This is a genomic window from Burkholderia sp. Ax-1719 (assembly GCF_011753055.1).
GTDB lineage: Bacteria > Pseudomonadota > Gammaproteobacteria > Burkholderiales > Burkholderiaceae > Paraburkholderia.
In genome coordinates, this window is sequence record NZ_VWWJ01000001.1 from 459,807 (window position 1) to 480,869 (window position 21,063).

The 21,063-nt window shown below is 62.3% G+C and carries 17 protein-coding genes; 7 read left to right on the top strand and 10 right to left on the bottom strand.

Annotated features, from left to right (window positions below; translation table 11 throughout):
- Positions 1–28: 28 nt before the first annotated feature.
- The 3 genes from F3J17_RS01985 to F3J17_RS01995 are packed head-to-tail and all read right to left on the bottom strand — an operon-like array spanning position 29 to position 2,297.
- Entirely contained in the window at positions 29–1,093 is a 1,065-nt protein-coding gene (locus tag F3J17_RS01985) for a maleylacetate reductase (protein WP_167053270.1), read from the bottom strand.
- 14 nt (positions 1,094–1,107) lie between these two features.
- Positions 1,108–1,410: a Dabb family protein gene (locus F3J17_RS01990; RefSeq protein ID WP_167053272.1), complete on the bottom strand. Its 303-nt coding sequence runs from the start codon at positions 1,408–1,410 to the stop codon at positions 1,108–1,110.
- Positions 1,407–2,297 (bottom strand): intradiol ring-cleavage dioxygenase, encoded by an 891-nt coding sequence (locus F3J17_RS01995; RefSeq protein ID WP_167053274.1) that lies wholly within the window; start codon positions 2,295–2,297, stop codon positions 1,407–1,409. Before F3J17_RS01995 ends, F3J17_RS01990 begins: the two co-directional genes overlap by 4 nt.
- A gap of 118 nt (positions 2,298–2,415) precedes the next feature.
- On the opposite strand from F3J17_RS01995, the gene F3J17_RS02000 reads away from it, so the two are divergent.
- Positions 2,416–3,336, top strand: coding sequence for a LysR family transcriptional regulator (locus tag F3J17_RS02000; RefSeq protein ID WP_167053276.1), 921 nt, complete (start codon positions 2,416–2,418; stop codon positions 3,334–3,336).
- Positions 3,337–3,603: 267 nt separating this feature from the next.
- A complete protein-coding gene (locus F3J17_RS02005; protein WP_167053278.1) occupies positions 3,604–4,512 on the top strand; it encodes a transporter in 909 nt (302 codons plus the stop codon).
- A 182-nt stretch (positions 4,513–4,694) separates the two neighbouring features.
- On the opposite strand, the gene F3J17_RS02010 is transcribed toward F3J17_RS02005, so the two are convergent.
- Positions 4,695–5,192 carry a DUF3455 domain-containing protein gene (locus tag F3J17_RS02010; RefSeq protein ID WP_345891111.1) on the bottom strand — a complete coding sequence of 166 codons (498 nt, stop codon included), beginning with the start codon at positions 5,190–5,192 and terminating at the stop codon, positions 4,695–4,697.
- Between the two features lie 505 nt (positions 5,193–5,697).
- Complete coding sequence (locus tag F3J17_RS02015) at positions 5,698–6,126, bottom strand: hypothetical protein (protein WP_167052570.1); 429 nt, start codon at positions 6,124–6,126, stop codon at positions 5,698–5,700.
- Between F3J17_RS02015 and bcsA the strand changes: the two genes are divergently transcribed.
- The 3 genes from bcsA to F3J17_RS02030 all read left to right on the top strand — a co-directional run bounded on the left by bcsA (position 6,098) and on the right by F3J17_RS02030 (position 13,441).
- The gene (gene bcsA / locus F3J17_RS02020) at positions 6,098–8,287 is read left to right on the top strand and encodes a UDP-forming cellulose synthase catalytic subunit (RefSeq protein ID WP_345891112.1); all 2,190 of its coding nucleotides are present in this window, start codon (positions 6,098–6,100) and stop codon (positions 8,285–8,287) included. The genes F3J17_RS02015 and bcsA overlap by 29 nt on opposite strands.
- A 143-nt stretch (positions 8,288–8,430) precedes the next feature.
- Positions 8,431–10,611, top strand: coding sequence for a cellulose biosynthesis cyclic di-GMP-binding regulatory protein BcsB (locus F3J17_RS02025; RefSeq protein ID WP_345891113.1), 2,181 nt, complete (start codon positions 8,431–8,433; stop codon positions 10,609–10,611).
- Positions 10,592–13,441: a cellulose synthase subunit BcsC-related outer membrane protein gene (locus tag F3J17_RS02030; RefSeq protein WP_167053287.1), complete on the top strand. Its 2,850-nt coding sequence runs from the start codon at positions 10,592–10,594 to the stop codon at positions 13,439–13,441. The genes F3J17_RS02025 and F3J17_RS02030 overlap by 20 nt, the downstream gene beginning before the upstream one ends.
- 187 nt (positions 13,442–13,628) lie before the next feature.
- On the opposite strand, the gene F3J17_RS02035 is transcribed toward F3J17_RS02030, so the two are convergent.
- The 5 genes from F3J17_RS02035 to msrB form a co-directional block, all read right to left on the bottom strand.
- Positions 13,629–14,240 carry a LysE family translocator gene (locus F3J17_RS02035; protein ID WP_167053289.1) on the bottom strand — a complete coding sequence of 204 codons (612 nt, stop codon included), beginning with the start codon at positions 14,238–14,240 and terminating at the stop codon, positions 13,629–13,631.
- Positions 14,241–14,422: 182 nt separating this feature from the next.
- Positions 14,423–15,232 (bottom strand): AraC family transcriptional regulator, encoded by an 810-nt coding sequence (locus F3J17_RS02040; protein WP_167053291.1) that lies wholly within the window; start codon positions 15,230–15,232, stop codon positions 14,423–14,425.
- A gap of 215 nt (positions 15,233–15,447) precedes the next feature.
- Positions 15,448–16,119 carry a peptide-methionine (S)-S-oxide reductase MsrA gene (gene msrA, locus F3J17_RS02045; protein WP_240160786.1) on the bottom strand — a complete coding sequence of 224 codons (672 nt, stop codon included), beginning with the start codon at positions 16,117–16,119 and terminating at the stop codon, positions 15,448–15,450.
- 96 nt (positions 16,120–16,215) lie between these two features.
- Positions 16,216–18,030, bottom strand: coding sequence for a cytochrome c biogenesis protein DipZ (locus F3J17_RS02050; protein WP_167053293.1), 1,815 nt, complete (start codon positions 18,028–18,030; stop codon positions 16,216–16,218).
- A 25-nt stretch (positions 18,031–18,055) separates the two neighbouring features.
- Positions 18,056–18,586 (bottom strand): peptide-methionine (R)-S-oxide reductase MsrB, encoded by a 531-nt coding sequence (gene msrB, locus F3J17_RS02055; protein WP_167053295.1) that lies wholly within the window; start codon positions 18,584–18,586, stop codon positions 18,056–18,058.
- Positions 18,587–18,799: 213 nt separating this feature from the next.
- Between msrB and F3J17_RS02060 the strand changes: the two genes are divergently transcribed.
- Both F3J17_RS02060 and F3J17_RS02065 read left to right on the top strand, forming a co-directional pair.
- Positions 18,800–19,555 carry a response regulator transcription factor gene (locus F3J17_RS02060; RefSeq protein ID WP_167053297.1) on the top strand — a complete coding sequence of 252 codons (756 nt, stop codon included), beginning with the start codon at positions 18,800–18,802 and terminating at the stop codon, positions 19,553–19,555.
- Positions 19,552–21,051 carry a HAMP domain-containing sensor histidine kinase gene (locus F3J17_RS02065; RefSeq protein WP_167053299.1) on the top strand — a complete coding sequence of 500 codons (1,500 nt, stop codon included), beginning with the start codon at positions 19,552–19,554 and terminating at the stop codon, positions 21,049–21,051. The genes F3J17_RS02060 and F3J17_RS02065 overlap by 4 nt, the downstream gene beginning before the upstream one ends.
- Positions 21,052–21,063 lie beyond the last annotated feature (12 nt).

The following is a 21,063-nucleotide window of genomic DNA, read 5'->3' on the forward strand; positions in this document are numbered from 1 at the left end:
TCGCGGTCCCGTGAATCGGCGACCTGGGTCAGGCCGGTCTGGCGCCATCGAATGCCGCCTGCAGCAGGGCGCGCACGGCCACCCGATCGAGCGGGCGCGGGTTCCAGTACGGCCGCTCCGTGGCGATGTCGGCCGCGCGATCGAGGTCGGCTTCAGTCATGCCCAGTGCGCGCAGCGAGGTGGGCGCGCCGTTGAGATGGGCCAGGTCCCACACAGCGGCTGCCGCGCTGTTTGGCGTGCCCAGTGCTGCGGCCATGCGGCGCATGGCGTCTTCCGCACAGGGGGCGTTGAAGTCCAGCACGTAGGGCAGCACGACGGTATGCGTCTGCGCATGTGGAAGGTTGAAGCTGCCGCCCAGCGTGTGACACAGCTTGTGGTGCAGCGCCATCCCGCCGTTGGCCAGCACCGTGCCGCATAGCCATGCCCCATACAAAGCCGAGCCACGCGCTTCGATATCGAGCGGATTCGCGTGAATGCCGGGCAGCCCGACGGCCAACGCACGAATGCCTTCGAGCGCCATCAGACTCGTGATCGGGTTCGCGTTGGCCGCGTAAAGCCCCTCCGCCGCATGGGCGATGGCGTTGATGCCGCTGGTCACGGACATCTCCACTGGCAGTGTGAGTGTGAGCTCGGGGTCATAGATCACGGTGCGAGGCAGCACGCGCGCATCGATGCCAGTGCGCTTCTCGCCGTCCTGCGTGATGCCATAGATGGGCGTCATTTCGCTGCCGGCGTAGGTGGTCGGCACGGCCAGGATCGGCAGGCCGCTATCCAGCGCAATGGCCTTGCCCAGGCCGATGGTGGAGCCGCCTCCCAGGGCGATGGCGCAGTCGGCGCCGCGCTCGCGCGCTACCTCGCGGGCTTCGCGGGCGGTTTCGATGGGCACGTGCATGACCGCCCGGTCGAACACGCCGGCAGAGCGCTCACCTAAGCGGCGGGCGATCGCTTCGGCGCCGGGGCGCTGCTCTGGCGTGGACAGTACGAGGGCGCGACGGGCACCGAGTGCGTCGAGTTCGGCTTCGAGTTGTTGCAGGGCGCCAGCGCCAAACACGACGCGGCCAGGCTGTGCCTGATAGACAAACGCTTGCGGCATGAAATGCTCCGGTCTCAAAGACGCTGGTAATCGACCTGGTGCCGCGCGATGCGCAGCGCCGCCAGTTCTTCGCGCACACGCAGGTGCTCGGGATGGGTGGCGTAGCCGTCGAGGGCCTGCTGCGATTCGAAATCCGCCACCAGCACGACATCGCAGGCGTAGGCCGCCGCGCTCAGATCGATGCCGACTTCAATGTCCCGCAGACCGGGAATCCGTCCGCGCAGCGTTTCGAAGGCCTGCTTGACGCGCTCGCGTGCCTGCCTCTGTTCATCTGCGGTCTCGCCAGCGAGGCGCCACATTACGATGTGCCGGATCACGCCTGCACCTCGTCGATCGCCGCGGGGTTGAGCACGAAGTCGTATTGCAGCGTGTAGAAAGGTACTTCGGACTGCGATCCGTCTGGCGTGGAGCCCGCCTCGTGTCGTACCCAGTCGGCGATCAGCGTCGAGCGCACGCCGAACACAGCGTCCGAGTCGAGGTAGGGGCCACCATCGCGAAAGATGTGAGTGATCAATCGCTCGTAACCGGGCGCTGCAATCATGAAATGCAGGTGTGCGGGCCGCCAGGGATGCCGTCCCAGCGCTTCGAGCATGCGCCCCACCGGACCATCGTGCGGGATCGGATACGGCACCGCCACGATGGAGCGGAAGTGGATGCGCCCTTCGGCGTCAGTGCGCAAGTGGGCTCGCGCACGATGCGTGTGCTCGCCGGAAGCGGCGGGAATCTGTACGTCGTAGTGACCTTCTTCGTCCGACTGCCAGACGTCTACAGAAGCGTTCGCTACGGGCCGACCGTCGAGGCCGCGTACCTGGGCGCTGATGTAACAGGGCTCGCCGCGCGCGCCATTGGCGATGTCGGCGCCGAGCGGCAACTCGGGCGCGCCTTCGACAAAAAACGGCCCGAACACGGTCGATTCGGTGCAGGGCGACGGCTTGGCGTTGTTCTGTGCGGTCACGAGGGTGGACAAACCCAGGGTGTCGGACAGCAGGATGAATTCCTGACGCTTATCGTCGGTGATATGGCCCGTCTCAGTCAGGAAGCGGATCGCCAGTTCCCACTCTGCCTCGGTCAGATTGACCTCGCGTGCGAAGGAGTGCAGGTGCTGCACGAGGCTGGTCATGATCGTCAGCAGCCGCGGATTTTTGCAGTCCATCATCGCGGCGATCACGGCCTGTGTGATGGTGTCTTCGTTGATGTTGCGCACGTTGATTGTCTCCTGATGCCATTTAATGGCTTGTAGGAGTAAGATTAATTACTTCTGTGGAAGGAAAAAATAGGGTTTTGCGGAGTTTTGTTCTCCGCTAGATGGAGAAATCAAATCGATGGACAAGTGGGCGCAGATCGAATTTTTTGTGCAGGTCGCCGAACTGGGCAGTCTCTCGAAAGCCGCCGAGCGGCTAGGCATGTCCAGCGCCGCGGCAAGCCGCTGTCTGAATGCGCTTGAGGAGCGACTGTCCGCGAGGTTGATTGAGCGCACCACGCGCCGCTTGTGGCTGACCGACGCCGGGCACGAATATCACAAGCGTTGCACTGCCATCATGGCCGAGTTGAGCGAGGCCGACGCCGCGGTCAGCGAGGCAACCGTGAATCCCACCGGCACGCTGCGCGTGACAGCTTCGGTGTCATTCGCTTCGATTTACATTGCCCCTGCGCTACGTGAATTCCATCAGCGCTATCCAGACGTGAACGTGCAGATCGTCGCGGCGAATCGTTATCCCGACTTCATCGAAGCGGGCATCGACGTGGCGATTCGCACGCGCGAGCACGAGGCGGATTCCGGCATTACGGTGCGCAAGCTCGCCGAGACGCGACGCGTGCTCGCCGCTACTCCCGCCTATCTGGCCAGGCGCGGCACGCCGATGACGCCGGACGCTCTGGCCGGGCACGACATGCTGGTCTACAACCTCGCCAATGATCCGTATGTGCTGCACTTCCAGCGTGGCGCGAAGAGTCAGTCGGTTGCTATCAAAAGCGTGCTTGACGCAAACGAGGGACAAGTGATCCGCGCAGCGGCGCTGGCTGATCTCGGCATTCTGATTCAGCCGCTGTACATCATCCATGGCGACATCGTTGCCGGCAAACTCGTGCCCATTCTCACCGACTGGAAATTGCCGGCGCTCACGATCAACATCGCGTATCAGAGTCGACGCCATCAACCGGCGAAGATTCGCGTGTTCACGGAATTCCTGATCAAGCGTTTCGAACAACTCGGGCTTGCACGGCGATGGAATGAGATTGCCTAGTAACTTCGGTGCATTTTAGTTTGATCAGGTAATCATCATCATCATGCCTTGAGGCGCCTGGGCGCCTTCTCCGTTATTTCTCCGCTTCGTGTAGAACTGTTCTCCCCCAGGATATCTTTTTCTCCACCGGCACTCGTTCTACATTGCGCCTGCCTCGATCATTACGGAATCACACCGCAAGCGCATCGAGGCAATCCCCCTCACTGGCCGGAAGCGGCTGAGGGGCGACACCAGGCACAACAAACTAATACGGGTTCTGGAGACAGCATGAATTCCAACTATTTGCGCCTGCTTGGCGCAGGCCTGATCGCGTCCGCGATCACATTTCCAGTTCATGCGACTGAGAACGGGCAGGTCAGTTATCCATTTGGCGTCAACACGGTATTGAATGGCATGTTGCCGCCGCCGGGAAGCACGCAGTATTTCAACTATTCGCTCTACTATTCATCGAGCAAGTTCGCGGGATCAGACGGCGGCAGCGCCGTTCCGGGTTTTCATCTGAGTGTAGTGGCGCAAACGCCTCGTGTGGTGCATACATGGGCTGAGACGCTGGGGCCGTTCACGCTCTCCAGCAGCACGATCGTACCGCTTCTATACACCCGTCTGTCGACGCCGGGCGGCACTGGCAACCGGGCATCGCCTGGCGACATGATTCTGGAACCCCTGATGCTGGGTTATGCCAATCAGTCGAAAACGCTATTTGCGTTTTTCTCACCCTCGTTTGCGGTACCGAGCGGCGCTTATTCGGTCAACCGGATTGCGAATACCGGGCTTAACACCTACGCCTTTCTGCCCTATGCGAGCGTGACGTGGTTTCCTCATCCCGATTGGGAAATATCGACGACTACGTTGCTGGAAATGAACTCGCCGAATCATGCAACCCATTACCACTCGGGAGCAGTTGCCATGTTCGATTATCTGCTTGGCTATTCGGTTAGCCAGCGCTGGCAGCTTGGCGTACAAGGCACATTCCTCAAGCAGTTCACCGACGACACACAGAACGGCGTAAGGGTGGGCGCCGACGGATTTCGCGCACAGACCGTCGCGCTCGGGCCGCAACTGCGCTATATGTGGGGGCCTGCGTCGGGGGTTGTCGTGAAGTACCAGCGTGAATTTGCCGTACGTAATCGTCCGCAAGGCGACAAGTTATGGGTTCAGTTTAGTTTTCCGCTGTAGATGAATGATGTAGCGGGATCCTGTGGTCACGCTGGCGGTGGGTGAATAGTCGCTGTTGATTTGAACAGACGAAGCCGGTCCAAAGGGCAGCGCCGCGTGCGATTTCGCTTTCAGGTCGACTGCGCCAGCGGCCGCACACGCGCTGTGACGCGTTTCCACAGTACAGGTGCGCCCGCATCAGTTCATTCGAGGAAAACGTACTCCGCCAGATAGGGGCTACGCCCCTCCTCGCCTTCGTGCTCGCAGGCGTGCGCGGGGGCCGCGCCGCCATGCGTGGCGAGCCGCTGGACGTAGTGCACCGAGCTCAGGAGTCCAGGGCCGCCTGCATTGGTGGCCGCGAGGAGCAGCATTGGGATCGCCGCGCTATCGTCGGGATTGGCGGCGTGCTGCAGCAGCTTGCCAGTGATCCGGCTGCCGTCCAGCGCTTCCCACGACGGTCCCGCACCGTGCCTGACGACGAGCTGGCCGGAGGCGTCGTAGAGATCAGCTTGCGGCGCCTGGAAGGTCCACACCAGTTGATTGGCGGCGTCGCGCCTGCAAACGTAGATCTGCACGCCCGATGCCTTGAGCGAAGCCACCGCGTGGGTCACGCCCGCGGGCTGTAGCGCGCCCGGCACGGGCTCCTGGGCCTGGGCCGACGAAAACGCAACGCTACCGGCAAGCACCGTCGCGACAGCCACAGCGCGCTGCCTTGCCAGGCGCAGGCCTTGGCATCCTCTACGAATCGATTGGATCATGCGCGTTGTTCCCATGAATGTCCCCGCGTGCCAGCCGATCATACCGGGAAACTGCTACGAGACGAGGTGCTGCTCGCCGCCGCGCTGGCTCACTACAACTAGTGCGGTCATTTTCGATGGGCTGGCACTTGTCCAGAGTTCGCGATAGCTTGCGAAAGATCGCCAACCTTACTGATGTCGGGTTATATCGGCAATTGTTGCTCACTCGCTGTAGTAGCGAATTTACACAAGGTCCACATGACTTCTTGTGCCCAAGGAAACTGCCAATGATGGTTGTTGAGTGATAGACGGAGAGTTGCGAGGGGGAATCGCTTTCAGATTTGTCGGAAATTTTTCCCAATTGAATTGAATGAAAGCCCTGCAAGTTCATGCGGTAATTTTGAGTCCAATCTTCCGCCATGCATGGCGCCTAACGGAGTAGGCAGCGCGCGTGAGACGAACGTACCGGTCACATTTCATTGCTTTGCGAGAGTGCTGTTGTCATCACCACGTCATGCAATTTCGATGAATTGAACAGGATACATTTGACCCGAGTTATACGTATAATCCGCTTTGGTTTTTTCTGATCGGCCATTAACCGAACGTCGAGATCACGGAAAGGCAATGAAAGAATATTTGTCAGGTATATTTTTCCGTTATTTAAATCTCGGTACGTTTGTTTCAAGCCATTTTTACCGCTGCGTTTGCGCATAATTGTGGAAAAACTCGTCGATACGGTTTCGAGCGCGAGCGCGCGTAAGCAAACGGAGGGAGCCGGGGAGGCGCGCGGATTACCGCCGCATCCCGGCGCGTCCTCCCGGTTGTCGTTACGGGGATGGGGCGTCGCGCTTGCGTGGTGCCTTACGCTTGTGGCTGTGGCGCTTGTGGTGGCGCTCAAGATCGATCTGAGCGCCCAGTTCACACTGTCGTACTCGGTGCTCGCGGTCATGATCCTGTTGCGACGAACCGGTCGCTTCGAGCACGTCCGGCTATTCTTCCTCCTCTGCTCAGCATTCCTTACGTTTCGCTATCTCTACTGGCGAACGACATCGACGCTTGACTACTACGGACTGGCGGATTTCACCTTTTCCATGCTGTTATATGGTGCGGAGATTTACGGCATTGTTGTCGCGTCGATCGGCCTGTTCGTCAACAGCCGTCCGCTTGACCGCAGGGTAGCGCCGCTCATTACGAGTGACGGACCCGTGCCGTCCGTGGACGTGTTTATTCCCACTTACAACGAATCGCCCGAGTTGCTCGAGACGACGCTGCGTGCGGCGCTCGACATGCGTTATCCGCGTGGACGCTTCAATGTCTATCTGCTTGACGACGGCGGCACGCAGCAAAAGCTTTCGCAGAACAACGCAACCAAGGCTGCCGATGCGCTCGCGCGCGCGCAGGCGTTGCGCGCCATGTGCGAGCGTCATGGCGGCCGGTATCTCACGCGCGTACGCAACGAGCATGCGAAGGCAGGAAATATCAACGCCGCGCTCGATCAAACGCAGGGCGACCTCGTTGTTATCTTCGACGCCGATCACGTGCCGACGGCCGATTTCCTCGAAAAGACGGTCGGCTTTTTTCAGCGCGACGAGCAGCTTTGCCTCGTGCAAACTCCGCACTTTTTCACCAACCCCGATCCGCTGGAAAAGAACCTCGGTCTGTTCGGCAAGATGCCGCCCGAGAGCGAGATGTTTTACTCGGTTATCCAGCCTGGCCTGGACTTCTGGAACGCCTCGTTTTTTTGCGGATCGGCTGCGGTGTTGCGCCGGCGCTGCGTGATGGAGATCGGCGGCATTACTGGCCAGTCGATTACAGAAGACGCTGAGACCGCGCTCACGCTGCATGCGCGCGGCTACAGGAGTTTGTATCTGAATGAGCCGCTAATTTCCGGGCTTCAACCGGAAACGTTTGCGAGTTTCGTGGTGCAACGCGTGCGCTGGGCGCAGGGCATGATCCAGCTGCTTTTGCTGCGCAATCCGCTGGCGATGAAGGGACTTTCGCTGCCGCAGCGCATCTGCTACTTCTCGAACGCGTTCTTCTGGTTTTTCTGCTATGCGCGCGTGGTGTTTCTGGTGGCGCCCGCCATGTATCTGCTGTTTGGTTTGCAGTTCTATCACGCGACGATTCCGCAATTCTTCGCGTACGGGCTACCGCAGATGATTGGCGCGATTCTCACGACCGACTATCTGTTCGGGCGTCATCGCTGGACCTTGATTTCCGAGGTCTACGAACTCCTGGTCTCGATGTTTTCGCTGCGCGGTGTGATCTCGGTGCTGGCGAAGCCGCGCGCACCGACGTTCAATGTCACGCCCAAGGGCGAGCAGATGGAGCAGGACTCGATCTCCGAACTCGCAGGGCCGTTTTATGTGGTTTATCTCTGCGTGCTGGCGTCGGCGGTCGTGGGAGTCTGGAAACTCGTGCATGGCGCACCTCACGCGGACGTGATCGGCGCATCGCTCGGCTGGAGCGTGCTGAACCTCGTGCTGCTGAATGCCTGCATCGGCGTGCTTTACGAGCGCAAGCAGCGCCGCGCGACACCGCGTATTCCAACCGATCTGGTTGCGAAACTGCATATCGAAGGCGTGGAAGGCGGACTGGATTGCCGGATCGTCGATATGTCGGCGGGTGGGGTGAAACTGGGGTTTGCTGCCGATTCGGAAGCGCCGCTTTCGACCAGCACGCCCGCTGTGCTCGAAGTATTCAACGCGGCACGGGCGCGCATGAGCCGCATTCCGGTTTCGCTGCGGATGATCTTTGCCTCACCAGACGGCACGCATTCGGTCGGCGCGCAGTTCTCGGATGCCAGCGTCGAAGGTCTGTCCGAGCGTGTTGCGCTGGTCTACGGCGATAGCGCGCGCTGGCGTGCCTTCCGGGAGAGCCGTAACCGTCGTATCGGCATTCTGCGCAGCCTCGCAATGGTCGTCTATCTCGGCACGGTTCACGCGTTCGGGCATTACCGTTTCTTCCTCGTCGGCATGGCCGCATTCATGCTGCGTCAACTGCGTGCCTCGTCGCGCGCGCTCCGAAGCTCTCTCTCTTCGCACCTGTCCCGTTCATGACGCTCACCTCCTTCCTACGCGCCACGGCTTGCGCTTTTCTCGTGCTCGCGACGTTTGCTGCGCGGCCCGTATTTGCCTTGACAGCGGGTGCCGACTCGACGACTGCCTCGCCGGTGCCCTCTGTCGCGTCCTCAACGCCCGCAGTGTCAACGCCCATTGTGCAGCCTGTCACGCTCGCGACCCTCGGTAATCTCGCGGGACCGATACGGCTCGTCGGCGAATCTGGCGAGCGCTCGTTGAGCGTACCCCTATCGGCGCGCGAGAAGGTGAATTCGGCGGTGCTTCATCTGGTTGCGACCAATTCGGTATCCTTATTGAGTGATCGATCCGCGCTTGCGGTGCGCGTGAACGGCCGTACTATCGCGCAGATGCAGCTTTCTTCGCGCCAACCGGAGCTCACCGCCGATGTGCGCGTGCCAGCCGACCTGTTGCGCCCCGGTTATAACACACTGACCTTCGTTGCCGCTCAACATTCGACCGAGAACTGCGAAGACCCGGATTCGCCCGAGCTTTGGTCCGAGATCGATACCAACGCCTCGACATTGCAATTGCAGACGGAACTCAAGCCCCTCACGCCGCAATTGGCCGATCTGCCGGACTTGATCGATCCAAAGCAGCAACAGGGCCGCGCGCTTGCCATCGTCGCTGCACAGCATCCGGACGGCGACGCGGCGCTGGGCACCGGCGCGTTGCTTGCAGAAGGCGCCGCATTGCGCCTGCGCTATCTCACGCCGACGCTACGCGTGCAGGATGCCCAGGCGGGCACGGGGGGCGGTGTGCTGCCGGGGCTGTCGCTTGCCAGACTGGCGAGCACCGATGTGCTGCTGTTCGGCACGCGTGATGCGCTGCGCCCTTATCTGTCCGCCGATGTCGCCGCGCGTATCAAGGGCGCGTTTCTCGGCATCTACCCCAAGCCTGACGATCCGCGCCGATTTGTGCTGGTCGTGAGTGGCATGGACGATGCGCAGGTACAACTGGCCGCGCGCAGCTTCGCTCATCCGGAGTTCGTGCTGCCTCATCTGGCAGAAATGTCGATCAATACGCTTGACGAAGCGCGTATCGCGCAATACGCCGCGCGTCGCACGCTCATTGGCACGAATCCGCACACGTTCCGCTCGCTCGGCTTCGTGTCGCGCACGCTCGGCGGCACGGATCAGATCGATCTCGATGTGCTACTGCCTGCGGACATCTACGCACCTGAAGACGCGCAGGTCACGCTCGACCTGAACTTTACCGAAGGCGCGAAGATGCGCCAGGACTCGGTGCTCAACGTTTATCTGAATGGCCGTTTCGAGCAGGTCATTGCGCTCGACCAGCAACAGGGTGCGGTGCTGCGTCACTATCGCGTGAACGTTCCGCTGCGCAGCTTCCGCCCGGGCGCCAACGTGCTGTCGTTGCGTCCGGTGCTCGTGCCGCTGCTCAGCGATCACTGCATGCTGCGTGAGACGCGCAACCTGTTGCTCACTGTGTTCGACGATTCGTCGATCACGCTGCCTCCGGCGTCGCACTTCACGACCATGCCCGACCTGCGCCGATTCGCGCAAAGCGGTTTCCCCTATACCGTCAGTCCTGATGGCGCGGACCTTGCATTACAGGTGGGCGCGACCGACAACCACACGATTGCGGCCGCATGGAGCCTGCTGGGCAAGCTCGCGCAAACTCAACGTTGGCCGCTGACCGCCGCGCAGGTGACAGCCGGCAAGCCCGACGAGGGACGCCAGACGATTGTTATCGGCAGTGTGGGCGCGCTTGCCCGGTCGGCCTGGGATGGCGCACCGTGGCAACCGGGTCATGTGATGAAGCTCGCGTATCAACCCGATGACGCTGACATTCCCGCTCCGCGCGCGCACGAAAACATCGGCACACTCAGCCGTCTGATGCGCGCGGGCTTCGGCGGAAACTCGGGCGACGCGGGGGCGCCGCCTTCGACTTCAGTGCTCGACGCCAATGCGCCGCTCTCGGACCAGTTGCTGGTGATGCAGTACAAGGGCGGCAACGGCGGTACCGTGACGGCATTTACGGCGGCGAATCCCGACCAGCTGGCAGATGGTGTGCGCCGCATTATCGAGCCGAACTATTGGAATAATCTCGACGGCGACGTGAGTCAGTTGAGCTTCGATAGTCCCGATCTCTGGACTGGCCGCAGCGGTGCGCGTTACGACGTCGGTAGCCTGGCGACCTATGACCGCGTGGGATTCGAGTTCTCGCGGCATCCGTGGTGGGGCTACGCGGCCCTTCTGGCTTTGCTCGCGTTACTGGCTGTGCTGACCGCCGTGCTGCTGCGTCGCCGTCATCGGAAGCACCATGGCGGTTCGCAGGACTGACGCGCGCGCACAGCGCGCGAGCGGCGGCTGGAAATGGTGGGGCGCGGCGTTGTCGACCGCGCTCTCTTGTGCTGCCTATGCCGGGCAGGACAATCTGCTGGCCATTGACCGCGGCGCCGCACAAGGGGCGTCCTCCACGGGCGCGGAGACCGCTGCGCATACGCAACAGCAGGCAATTGCGCGCGAGGGCGCGCAAAACGGCGGCGTGCGTATCGGGCGCAGCGACCAGCAGAGTCTGATCGTGCCGGTGTTGCCGGCGAGCGAGGCAAGTGCAGATGCCAGCCGCAATGCGGCTACAGACACGGCGGCTGCGTCGCCCGCGGTCTCTTTAGCTCCTTCGGCTCCCGATGAACGTCCGCTGTGGGCGTTGCTCAAGGCCGACCGCCTGGATGCGTTCGACGCGCAAGTCGAGCGTATCGAACATCAATTCACGACGTGGCAGCCTGGCGCTGCACTCGTGGCGGAGCGTACGCGCCGGCAGCAGGCCCACGATATCGATGTTGCGCTCAGTGGCAACGTCACTCAACTGCGTGACATGCTTGCACGTGCACCCGATGAATTTGGTTGCGCGCACATTGACCGCGCATGGAAAGCGGCTGAGATTTTTGCGAAGGCGGGCGATACGCGTGCTGTTTTCTCGCTTTATCGAACGCTGATTCCCGCCTGCGAGCCCGCGCGCAACCGCATTGCGACGCTCTATCTGGCGCAGCGGCAGTTACCTGCTGCGCAAGCCGATGAGTTGATTCAGCTGGAAGCGCAGAAGGGCACGCGCGACCGCGATACGGATCTTGCCTTCGAACGACTGCGCTACCAGCGCGAGTTGGCCGTGCTCGCTGCATTGCCGCCTGACGATCCCAGCATTGGCGGAAGACTGGACGCACTCGCACCTGCTATTCGCGCCAACCGTGACGTGAAGGCGGCGACCCAGGCGGGCTGGCTCATGTTCGCGCAACATTGCCCCGACGACGCCGCCAACTGGTTCGAGACGGCCTTGAGCTTCGCGCCGAATGATGTGGACGCAACGATTGGACTCGCTCAGGCGCGACTGTCGCGAGGCGACCTTCAGTCTGCCGACGCCCTGCTTACGCCGCCCGCTGTCGCGGCCGATCCACGCGCGCGCAAGCTGCGCGGCCAGATCGCCATGGCGCGCGCGAACGAGGCATACCGGCAGCATCGTTATGACGAAAGCCTGCGCGAACTGGATATGGCCGCTTCGTTCGGCGTCGATGAAGCCTCGACCGGCGTGTTGCGTGGCTGGACCCTTTACAGCCAGAAGCACTATGCACAGGCGGAAAAGATCTTCCGCGAACGCTATCTGCAAAGCCGCGACGACGACAGCGCGGAAGGTCTCGCACTCGCGCTCGCGGCGCAAGGCAAGAGCGTGGAGGATGCGTTGCCCGGCACGCCCGGTCCGTTGCGCAACTACGCGCATGCACTGGCGGCGCAACGGCTCTATTACGACAAATCGTTTATCGCCGCGAAGGCCGAACTCGACGCGGCTACGCAGGGTGCGGACGACGCGCAGCGTATCGCGCGCTATGTGCCCGCCGATCTCACCGGCATCGATTCGCCTTCGGTGGCGGCGGGCCTCACGTGGTCGGACCATATCGGCGCGGCCGGACAGGGACGCCTCAATACCATTGCGCCGGAGACGCGCGCGGAATGGATCAACGGCACACAGCAATTTGAATTGCGCTATCGGCAGTTGTTCCTGAGTTCGGGCAGCGCATCGCTTAGCCAGCGTTTGCCGGGTAAATTTCCGCAGGGCTGTACTTCAGCGCAGGTGTCGTCCGACGGTTCGTGCAGCTCCGGCGCCTCGGAGGCGCAGAACCAGCTGAACCGCTATGCGGCCATTCCGTTTGGCGGCTCGGTGAGCGGCGAGGAAGTGCAGGGGATGATGGCCGATGTCGTGAAGCTCGGCGGCGACCGCAGGATCGACTGGAGTGTGTCGTTCGGTGCAACCCAGGGGCCGCCGACGGGCGTGATGCTCGACGGTCAGGCGCGCGTCGGTCAGCAAGGACCGTGGGGCGCGTGGAGCGCGTGGGTCGGCGTCGACCCGGTGCGTGATTCGCTGCTGTCGTGGCGCGGCCAGACGCTGCCGGGCACCGACTGGAGTTGGGGCGCAGTGCGCCGTATGGCGAGCGGCGCGAGTGCGCGCTGGCAGATCTTGCCGCGTTGGAGTGTAAGCAGCGCGGCCGAGTATCAGTGGTTGACGGGAACGAACGTCGTGGGCAACGAAGGCGTGACTGCTGATCTCTCCGCCGACTACGATCTGCGCGTACCCGGCTTTGACTATTTCAGCGCCGGGCCTGCTCTCCACTATCTGGGGTATCGCCGCAACGAAAATTTCTATGTACCTGGCCAAGGCGGGTACTACAGTCCGCAATGGTCGGTAGCGACGGGCGCTGCGGTGCAGATGCTTTCTGAGGAGGGTCGAAATTTCCAGTGGCGGGCAGCGCTGGAAGGCGGCTGGAACGATAGTGTGCAAGATACCGTGTCCTGTTTTCCGGGGAGATCGATTGCGACGCAGGCGTTCGCAGCCGCTGGACTCGATGCGTCACTTGGACAGTCGCTGCTGAGCGAAACCTGTGCGGGTAGTCACGATCATGGTCCCTATGCGCATGCGCAACTGGCCGGCACCATCAAGCTCTCGCCGCATGCGCAGGCTGGCGCGCTGGCGGACATCAATATCACGCCGGGTCGCGACAAGCAGGTCGCCGTGATGGCCTTCGTGCGATTCTTCTTTGACGCGCGCTCGAAGGTGTTCAGCCGTGATGTAGCGCACACGACACGCGACTTCTACATGCAACTTGACGATGACCACAATTAGAGTCTTATTTGATTAAGTTTCAGACCGTCGCGAGTGCCGGGTCGTAAATTCGTTCCTGGTCGGCGTTGGCCGGATGCGTTTCTCATAGGGGACCCATGCAACCAGACGCGACGACCGCGCGTCTGCAACCCCGGCGTGCGGATAGATCGTGGTATCTAAACCTCTACGTCATGTCGGGACAGGAAACCTACCGCTGCACCAAGGCAAGTTTGACGCCCACCCCCACGAATGCGGCAGCAAAACTTCTCCGCATCCACTTGAGAACATCGGGCCGGGAAAGAATGCGGTCACGGACCCTCGCTGCGAAAGCGCCGTATGCCACGAACACAACAAACGTCATCGCCATGAAGACGAGTGATAGTTCCAGCATGCGAAGCGCCGGCTGGTTCTCGCCACGATCGATGAATTGCGGCAGGAATGCGAAGAAAAAGATCGAGAGTTTGGGATTGAGGATATTCACGAGGATGGCGTTCAAGATGATCTCCCGGTCGTCGCGTGTGGGGCCGTCGGGCGTTATTTTCAACGGTCCTTTCTCCCCAATTGTTTTCCATGCAATGAAGAGCAGGTAGGCGACGCCCGCATATTTGATCGCCGAGAACGCGACAGCGCTCGCATGCAGGAGCGCTGCCAGACCCGTGATCGCGGCCGCCATATGCGGCAGGATGCCGAGCGTGCAGCCCAAAGCCGCGACGATTGCTGCACGCGTCCCGCGCGACAAACCAGCGCTCACAGTGATGAGTGCGCCGGTTCCGGGCGAAGCTACGACGATCAGCGACGTGACCAGAAATTCGATACTCATCGCCCCTCCGTCATGAATGCGTAAAGCACGCGCACGTGTATATATCGCGCTGGAAGGTCGAGAGTTGGAGAGGGTGAAAGGAGAGTTAGCAAGAGGGTGCCTCACGCCGGGAAAGAGATTGAGCCTCGATTCTCGACGCGTGCGGCCGGCCGGTCTTGAACAAAATTGCAGATGCAGCCCGGTCAGCGAACTACCGTGGCATACGCACCCGGCGTCATGCCAAAACTACGGACGAACAGCCGCGTCATATGGCTCTGATCGGAGAAACCACTCTGCGCTGCTGCTTCGGCGAGGCGCGCGCCATGGCGGATCAACTGGCGTGCGTGATGAATGCGACGTTGCAGGATGTAGGCGTGGGGCGTTAGGCCGGTCGCTTTCGCAAAAGCGCGCAGGAATTGATAGCGACTCAGTCCGGCTTCGTCTGCAAGCGCCGTGAGCGTCACCAGCCCCATGGGATCGTCGTCGATCAGGGCGCGGGCTGACGCAATGCGGGCCGGAATGGACCGGTGTGTGGCGGCTGCTGGCTGGAGCAAGCCCGCCAGTACGAGCAGTAAGGTCTCCTCTGCCCGGACTCCGTGCGGGTCGGCAACGTTGCCCGTCACTGCCCGAAAAAGCCGGACGAATTGCGCTGCGAGCCGTGGGTCGCGGACTGTCGGTTGGCTGAACTCGCAAGCCGCTCCTTTGCGGCCTTCCGTAATGTCCAAGGCCAGCTCGGCAACGATTGCAGGATCGATATACAGCATTCGCCATGAGCGTCCGCCGTCGCCGATGGGTGCCCCGTCGTGCACTTCACCGGGGTTCACCGTGATGACGTCACCCGCGCTGGCTTCGACAAGACCGCGGCCGCTCGCCGATTTCTGTGCGCCGCGCTCGATCAGACCCACACCAAACTGTTCGTGGGTGTGTCGGCCAAAGGCGAACGTAGTGTCCGCCTCCACGGCTTCGATGCCGCTTCTTTGGCAGATCAACGGCCTGAAACTGTCGCGTTCCATTTCCCTGATTCTCTCCGGTCGCGTCGCACATATTGCCCGTGCCGTGCATTGCATATGCGGCATCCAGACGCCAGGCGTTGGGGTCCGATAGAAGCGGCAACACTACCGAAGACTACTCCACATTGCTTGCTGTTCCTTGGTGCATATCGCGCGTCTTCGTCGCCAGGCGCGTGTATCTATCAGAGGCTCCCGGATATGTATCAGTTGTCCCGCGATCAGGATTTTCCGCTAGCCGCCGTCTGGAACAGTACCGGCTTGTTCCTGTAAAGCGTGGGGAACAGACCCTTCAATGCGTCGACTTTCGGCATGTCGTTGATCGCGATATACGGATAGTCGGGATGCAGAACGAGGAAGTTCTGGTGATAGTCCTCGGCGTTATAAAAACCTTTGAAGGTTTCGACACGCGTCACGATCGGGCCTGCAAATACATGCGCGCCTTGTAATTGCGCGATATAGGCCTGCGCCACATTGCGCTGTTGCGCATTCGTCGGAAAGATCGCCGAGCGGTACTGCGTGCCGTGGTCGGGGCCCTGGTAATCGAGTTCGGTCGGATTGTGGGCGACCGAGAAGAAGATCTGCAGGATTTTCCCGTAGCTGATTTCGGCGGGGTCGAACGTGATCGACACCGATTCCGCGTGCCCCGTATCGCCATCGCTCACGCGTTCGTATTGCGCCGTATCGGCCGCGCCGCCCGTGTAGCCGGACGCCACCTGCGTCACGCCGCGTACGTGTTCGAACACGCCCTGAACGCCCCAGAAACATCCGCCCGCCACCACGGCGGTTTCCGAATGCGCGTTGCTCGCATGCTCGTCCTGTAGTGGGGCGGGAATGGCGACCGCCCGTTCGTCGGAATGAGCGCTGCGCTGCCAGAGCGCGACGGCAGCCATCACGATCGCCAGGGCGCCAAAGCGGGCGATCTTGCCGGGTTTCATAAAAAGTGGATTCACGATGTCATCCTTGCAAATACAACAGGAAACGCGGGCTCAGCCGAACGTAAAGGCAAACGCCTGCACGCCGGGATCGAGAAACTGGATCGCGAAGGTGTGGTCAGCAACGTCGCCGGACTGGCGAACGAGTTGATAGAGACGTTGTCCCGTCACCGTGCCGGCGCCGTCGGGCGTCACGTCGCTGCCGTGCGCGTTCTCCGGCGCCTTGCCGTCCACCTTCACGCGAAAGCGCACCGGCGTGCCGTCCGGGCCGGGTCCCAGAACCAGATGAAGGTCCCGCGCGTGGAAGCGGTAGACGATCGCGCCGCCGGGCCTGGCGAGCGTCGCGTGCTCGGCGCCCACGCTCCAGTCGCCACTCAATCCCCACTGGTTCAGTTCAGGGTGAGCAGGCGCGCGATAGTCGTGGGCGCGATCCTGCGCGACACCGCCTGGCGATGCAAATCCTTCGGCGCGTTCGAAGCCGACGTAGGTTTCGGGCGAGCGCATATCGGCGTTGTCGGCCTGAAGCTGGACACCGCGCTGGGCCGCGCCGTCCAGGCCAAGTGGGACGTTCGCCGCATCCGCGTGGCCCGCTTCCACGAGCAATTGCTGGATCACGCGCTCGGACTGGTCATATTCGCCTTCGCCAAAGTGTTCGTAGCGAATCCGCCCTTGGGCATCGGCGAAATAATGGGCAGGCCAGTACTGGTTGTCGAACGCGCGCCAGATCGCATAGTCGTTGTCGATGGCAACGGGATAATCGACGCCAAGGTCGTGAACAGCCTTGCGCACATTGTCGATATTGCGTTCGAAGGCAAACTCGGGCGCATGCACGCCAATCACCACGAGACCTTTGTCGCGGTACTTGTTTGCCCACGCCTTCACGTAGGGCAGCGAGCGCAGGCAGTTGATGCACGAGTACGTCCAGAAGTCGACGATCACGACCTTGCCCTGCAGTGCCTGGGCGGTCAGCGGCGGCGAATTCAGCCATTGCACGGCGCCCGTCAGAGGCGGCAACTGTCCGAGCACGGGCAGCGCGGGCGTCGTCGCGGGCCGCATGGTTTCGGAGGCGCGCATCATGGCGCCGCCGGAGGCCGTCATCGTGTTCGCCGCCCTCGGTGAGCCGGTCATCGCCATTTCGGGCGCGCGCGACGGCGCAAACGTATCGACGAGACGTTGTTCCAGACCGCCGGTTGCCACCGTCGAAATGCGCGTGAGAACGCCAGTGTCCAGCCCGAGCGCGATGGCCGCAACACCGGCGAGCATCGCCGCGCCAATGCCACGCCGGATCCATTCGCCCGCGCCTAGCGAGCGCTTCATCGCCGCGAAAACGCGCCCGCCCAGCAGCAGCGCGACGGCCAGCGAAGTCGCTGCGCCTGCTGCATACGCCAGCAGCAGGAAAGTCGTGCCGATGCTTGCGCCTTTCAACGCAGCGCCAGTCAGAACGAGACCGAGAATCGGGCCGGCGCAGGGCGCCCACAAAAGCCCCGTGGCGACGCCGAGCAGAAACGACGAGCCGATGCCGCGCGTGCCGTCATGCTGCGCCGCATTGGAGAGGCGGTTGCCCGCGCTGACGATCGGACGCATGACGCGATCGGCGAAGCGGGGTAGCAGCAGGGTGAGGCCGAATACGGCGAGCAGTGCAATGGCGAGCCAGCGGCCGTACTGGTTGGCCTGCGCGACCCAGCCGCCGCCGACCGCGGCGAGCGTGGCGACCACCGCGAAGGTGGCGCCCATGCCGCCGAGCAGGGGCAGGCCGGAACGCACGAAGGGCTGATCGGCGCGCGCAAAGACGAAGGGCAGCACGGGCAGGATGCACGGGCTCAGGATGGTGAGCACGCCGCCGAGATACGCCAGGACGATGAGTAACATGATGGTGTGGGAATAGTCGAAGCGCTCAGGCCGCGCCGGGCTTGAAGGTCATGGCGATGCCGTTCATGCAGTAGCGCAGGCCGGTCGGTTGCGGGCCGTCGTCGAAGACGTGGCCGAGGTGCCCTCCGCAGCGACTGCAACGCACTTCCGTGCGGACCATGCCGAACGAGCGATCCTCATGCTCGATGACGGCATGGGGCAGCGGCGCATAGAAGCTTGGCCAGCCCGTGCCGCTGTCGAATTTCGTGTTCGACGCGAACAGGTTCGTCGCGCAGCCCGCGCAGGCGAAGATGCCGGAGCGGTGTTCGTTGTTCAGCGGGCTTGTGAAGGGACGTTCCGTCCCCGCATTTCTCAGCACTTCGTACTGGGCGGGCGTGAGCAGCTTGCGCCATTCGGCGTCGCTGTGGGCCACGGCGAAGTGTTCAGCGGGCCCGGCGCTCATGGCCATCGCGGCGTCGCCGCCCGGCTGCGCCGCTCTCGCGCGCCACTGGCCGAGCGCGGCCATGACGGCCAGCGCGCCGCTACCCGATAGCAGCATCCTTCTGCGGATATTCATCGTGCGCTCCTTGTGCGATGCTTCGCCGCCCAGGGCAGGCGGGTCCGGCGACAGGCATCCGTTACACAAAGCATAGGCAGCGGCTGATATCGAAGTCCTCACGAAAAGTAAAATTAATTGTGATAACTCCGTGCGGGAATTTCTGCACAATGGTTTTCTGTGATTGCGCTGCAACCTGGGGCGCTACGCCTTATCGAACGAGTCGAACGACACATGGATCAGACCAAACGCGTGCTCATCGTCGAGGATGACGCGGATATCGCCAACGTGCTCATGCTGCATCTGCGTGACGAGCACTATGAGGTCGTACACAGCGCCGATGGCGCAGAAGGGCTGCGCTTGCTTGAACAAGGTGGCTGGGACGCCCTGATTCTCGATCTGATGCTGCCGGGTGTGGATGGCCTGGAAATCTGCCGGCGCGCGCGGGCCATGACGCGCTACACGCCCATCATCATCACGAGCGCGCGTTCGAGCGAAGTGCACCGCATTCTCGGACTCGAACTCGGCGCCGACGATTACCTCGCGAAGCCGTTTTCGGTGCTTGAGCTCGTCGCGCGCGTCAAGGCCTTGCTACGACGCGTGGAGGCGATGGCAAAGGATCTGCGCCTCGAAGGCGGGACGCTGATGCTGGGCAGCTTTTCGATCGACCCGGTCACGCGCGAAGCGCAGGTCGATGGCAAACGCATCGAGCTGACGCCGCGCGAATTCGACCTGCTTTATCACTTTGCGCGCCATCCCGGCAAAGTGTTCTCGCGCATGGAGTTGCTCAACGCCGTCTGGGGCTACCAGCACGAAGGGTATGAGCACACGGTCAACACGCATATCAACCGCCTGCGCACCAAGATCGAAGCCGACCCCGCGCAGCCGGTGCGCCTCCTGACCGTCTGGGGACGCGGCTACAAATTCGATCCGCTCGCGACTTCGGGCAACGCCGCGCCGCGCGACGAACTCAAGGGAGATGCGTCGTGAGACTTTCGCTGACGCAGCGTGTATCCATCGTGTTTTCGGTGTTGTTGCTCGCGTGCTGTGGGGCGTCGGCGTGGCTGCAGATACGGGCATCGGATCTGCACGATCAGGAGGTCATCCAGGCGCTTTCCCACGACCTCGCATCGCACATCGTCCGCAACTCCGCACTCATGGGCGCGGACGGACCCAGACCGGCGGCGCTGCGTACATTGTTCGGACAACTGATGGCGGTCAATCCGAGTGTCGAAGTCTATCTGCTCGACGCAAACGGCCGCATCACCGGCGATGACGCGCCGCCAGGACATATCCGTCGCACGCAGGTCGACCTGCAACCGGTTCGGCGCTTTCTGGCCAACGAACCATTGCCGATTCTGGGCGACGATCCGCGCAGCAGCGATGCCCGCAAGGTGTTTAGCGTCGCCACCGTCCCGGGCGCGCAGGGCCAACCCGCGGGATATATCTATGTCGTGCTGATTGGCGAAGCGCGCGATGAGCTGGCTTCGCGGCTGGCGCAGAGCACTGTATTGCGCACGACGCTCGGGCTGATGGCGGTGGTCGCTTTGCTTGGGCTAGTGGCCGGTTTGTTCGCGTTTGGTCTGGTTACGCGCCCCTTGCGCCAACTGACCGACACCGTGAGCCGCTTCGATGCATCGATTCGCGCGGGTTCGGAACCGGTGCCGCTTGCGCTCAGCCAGCGGGCCGCCTACACGGATACGCGCGACGAAATCGCCATTCTTGAACGCACGTTTGCCGAGATGGCCGATCGCATCGGCTTGCAATGGCGTGAACTGAAACGACAGGATCAGGAGCGGCGCGAACTCTTCGCGACGATTTCGCACGATCTGCGGACGCCGTTGACGTCGCTGCATGGCTATCTTGAGACTTTGTCCTTGAAGGACGAGAGCCTGCAGGTCGGCGAACGTCGTCGTTATCTGGCGGTCGCGCTCGCACAAAGCGCGAAGGTGGGGCGTCTCGCGCAATCGCTGTTCGAACTGGCGCGGCTGGAACATGAAAACGTGCCATTGACGCTCGAAACGTTTCCGCTTGCCGATGTCGTGCAGGACGTGTTCCAGAAGTTCGAGCTGGCGGCGCAGTCGCGGCAGATCCGCTTGCAGGCTGACATTCCAGCGCGCCTGCCGCCGGTTTGCGCCGATCTTGGCATGATCGAGCGCGTGCTGACCAACCTGCTCGATAACGCGATCCGCCACACGCCCGATAGCGGCGAGGTCAGCGTCGAGCTGGCGGGCGAAGGCGACAAGGTGAGTGTGGTGGTGAGCGACACAGGGCCGGGAATCGCGCCCGAGCTTCGCGCGAATCTGTTCCGGCGTGCGTTCAGTTCGGGCGATCTGCGCCGCCAGGGTGGTCTGGGATTGTTGATCGTGCAACGGATGCTGCAACTGCATGGCAGCCGCATCGAACTGCTTGAGCGTGAGCCGCGCGGCGCGACATTCCGGTTTGAACTGGACGCCGCGCCAGCGCGCGTGCCGCTCAAGGCGTGAAGTCCAGCGCTT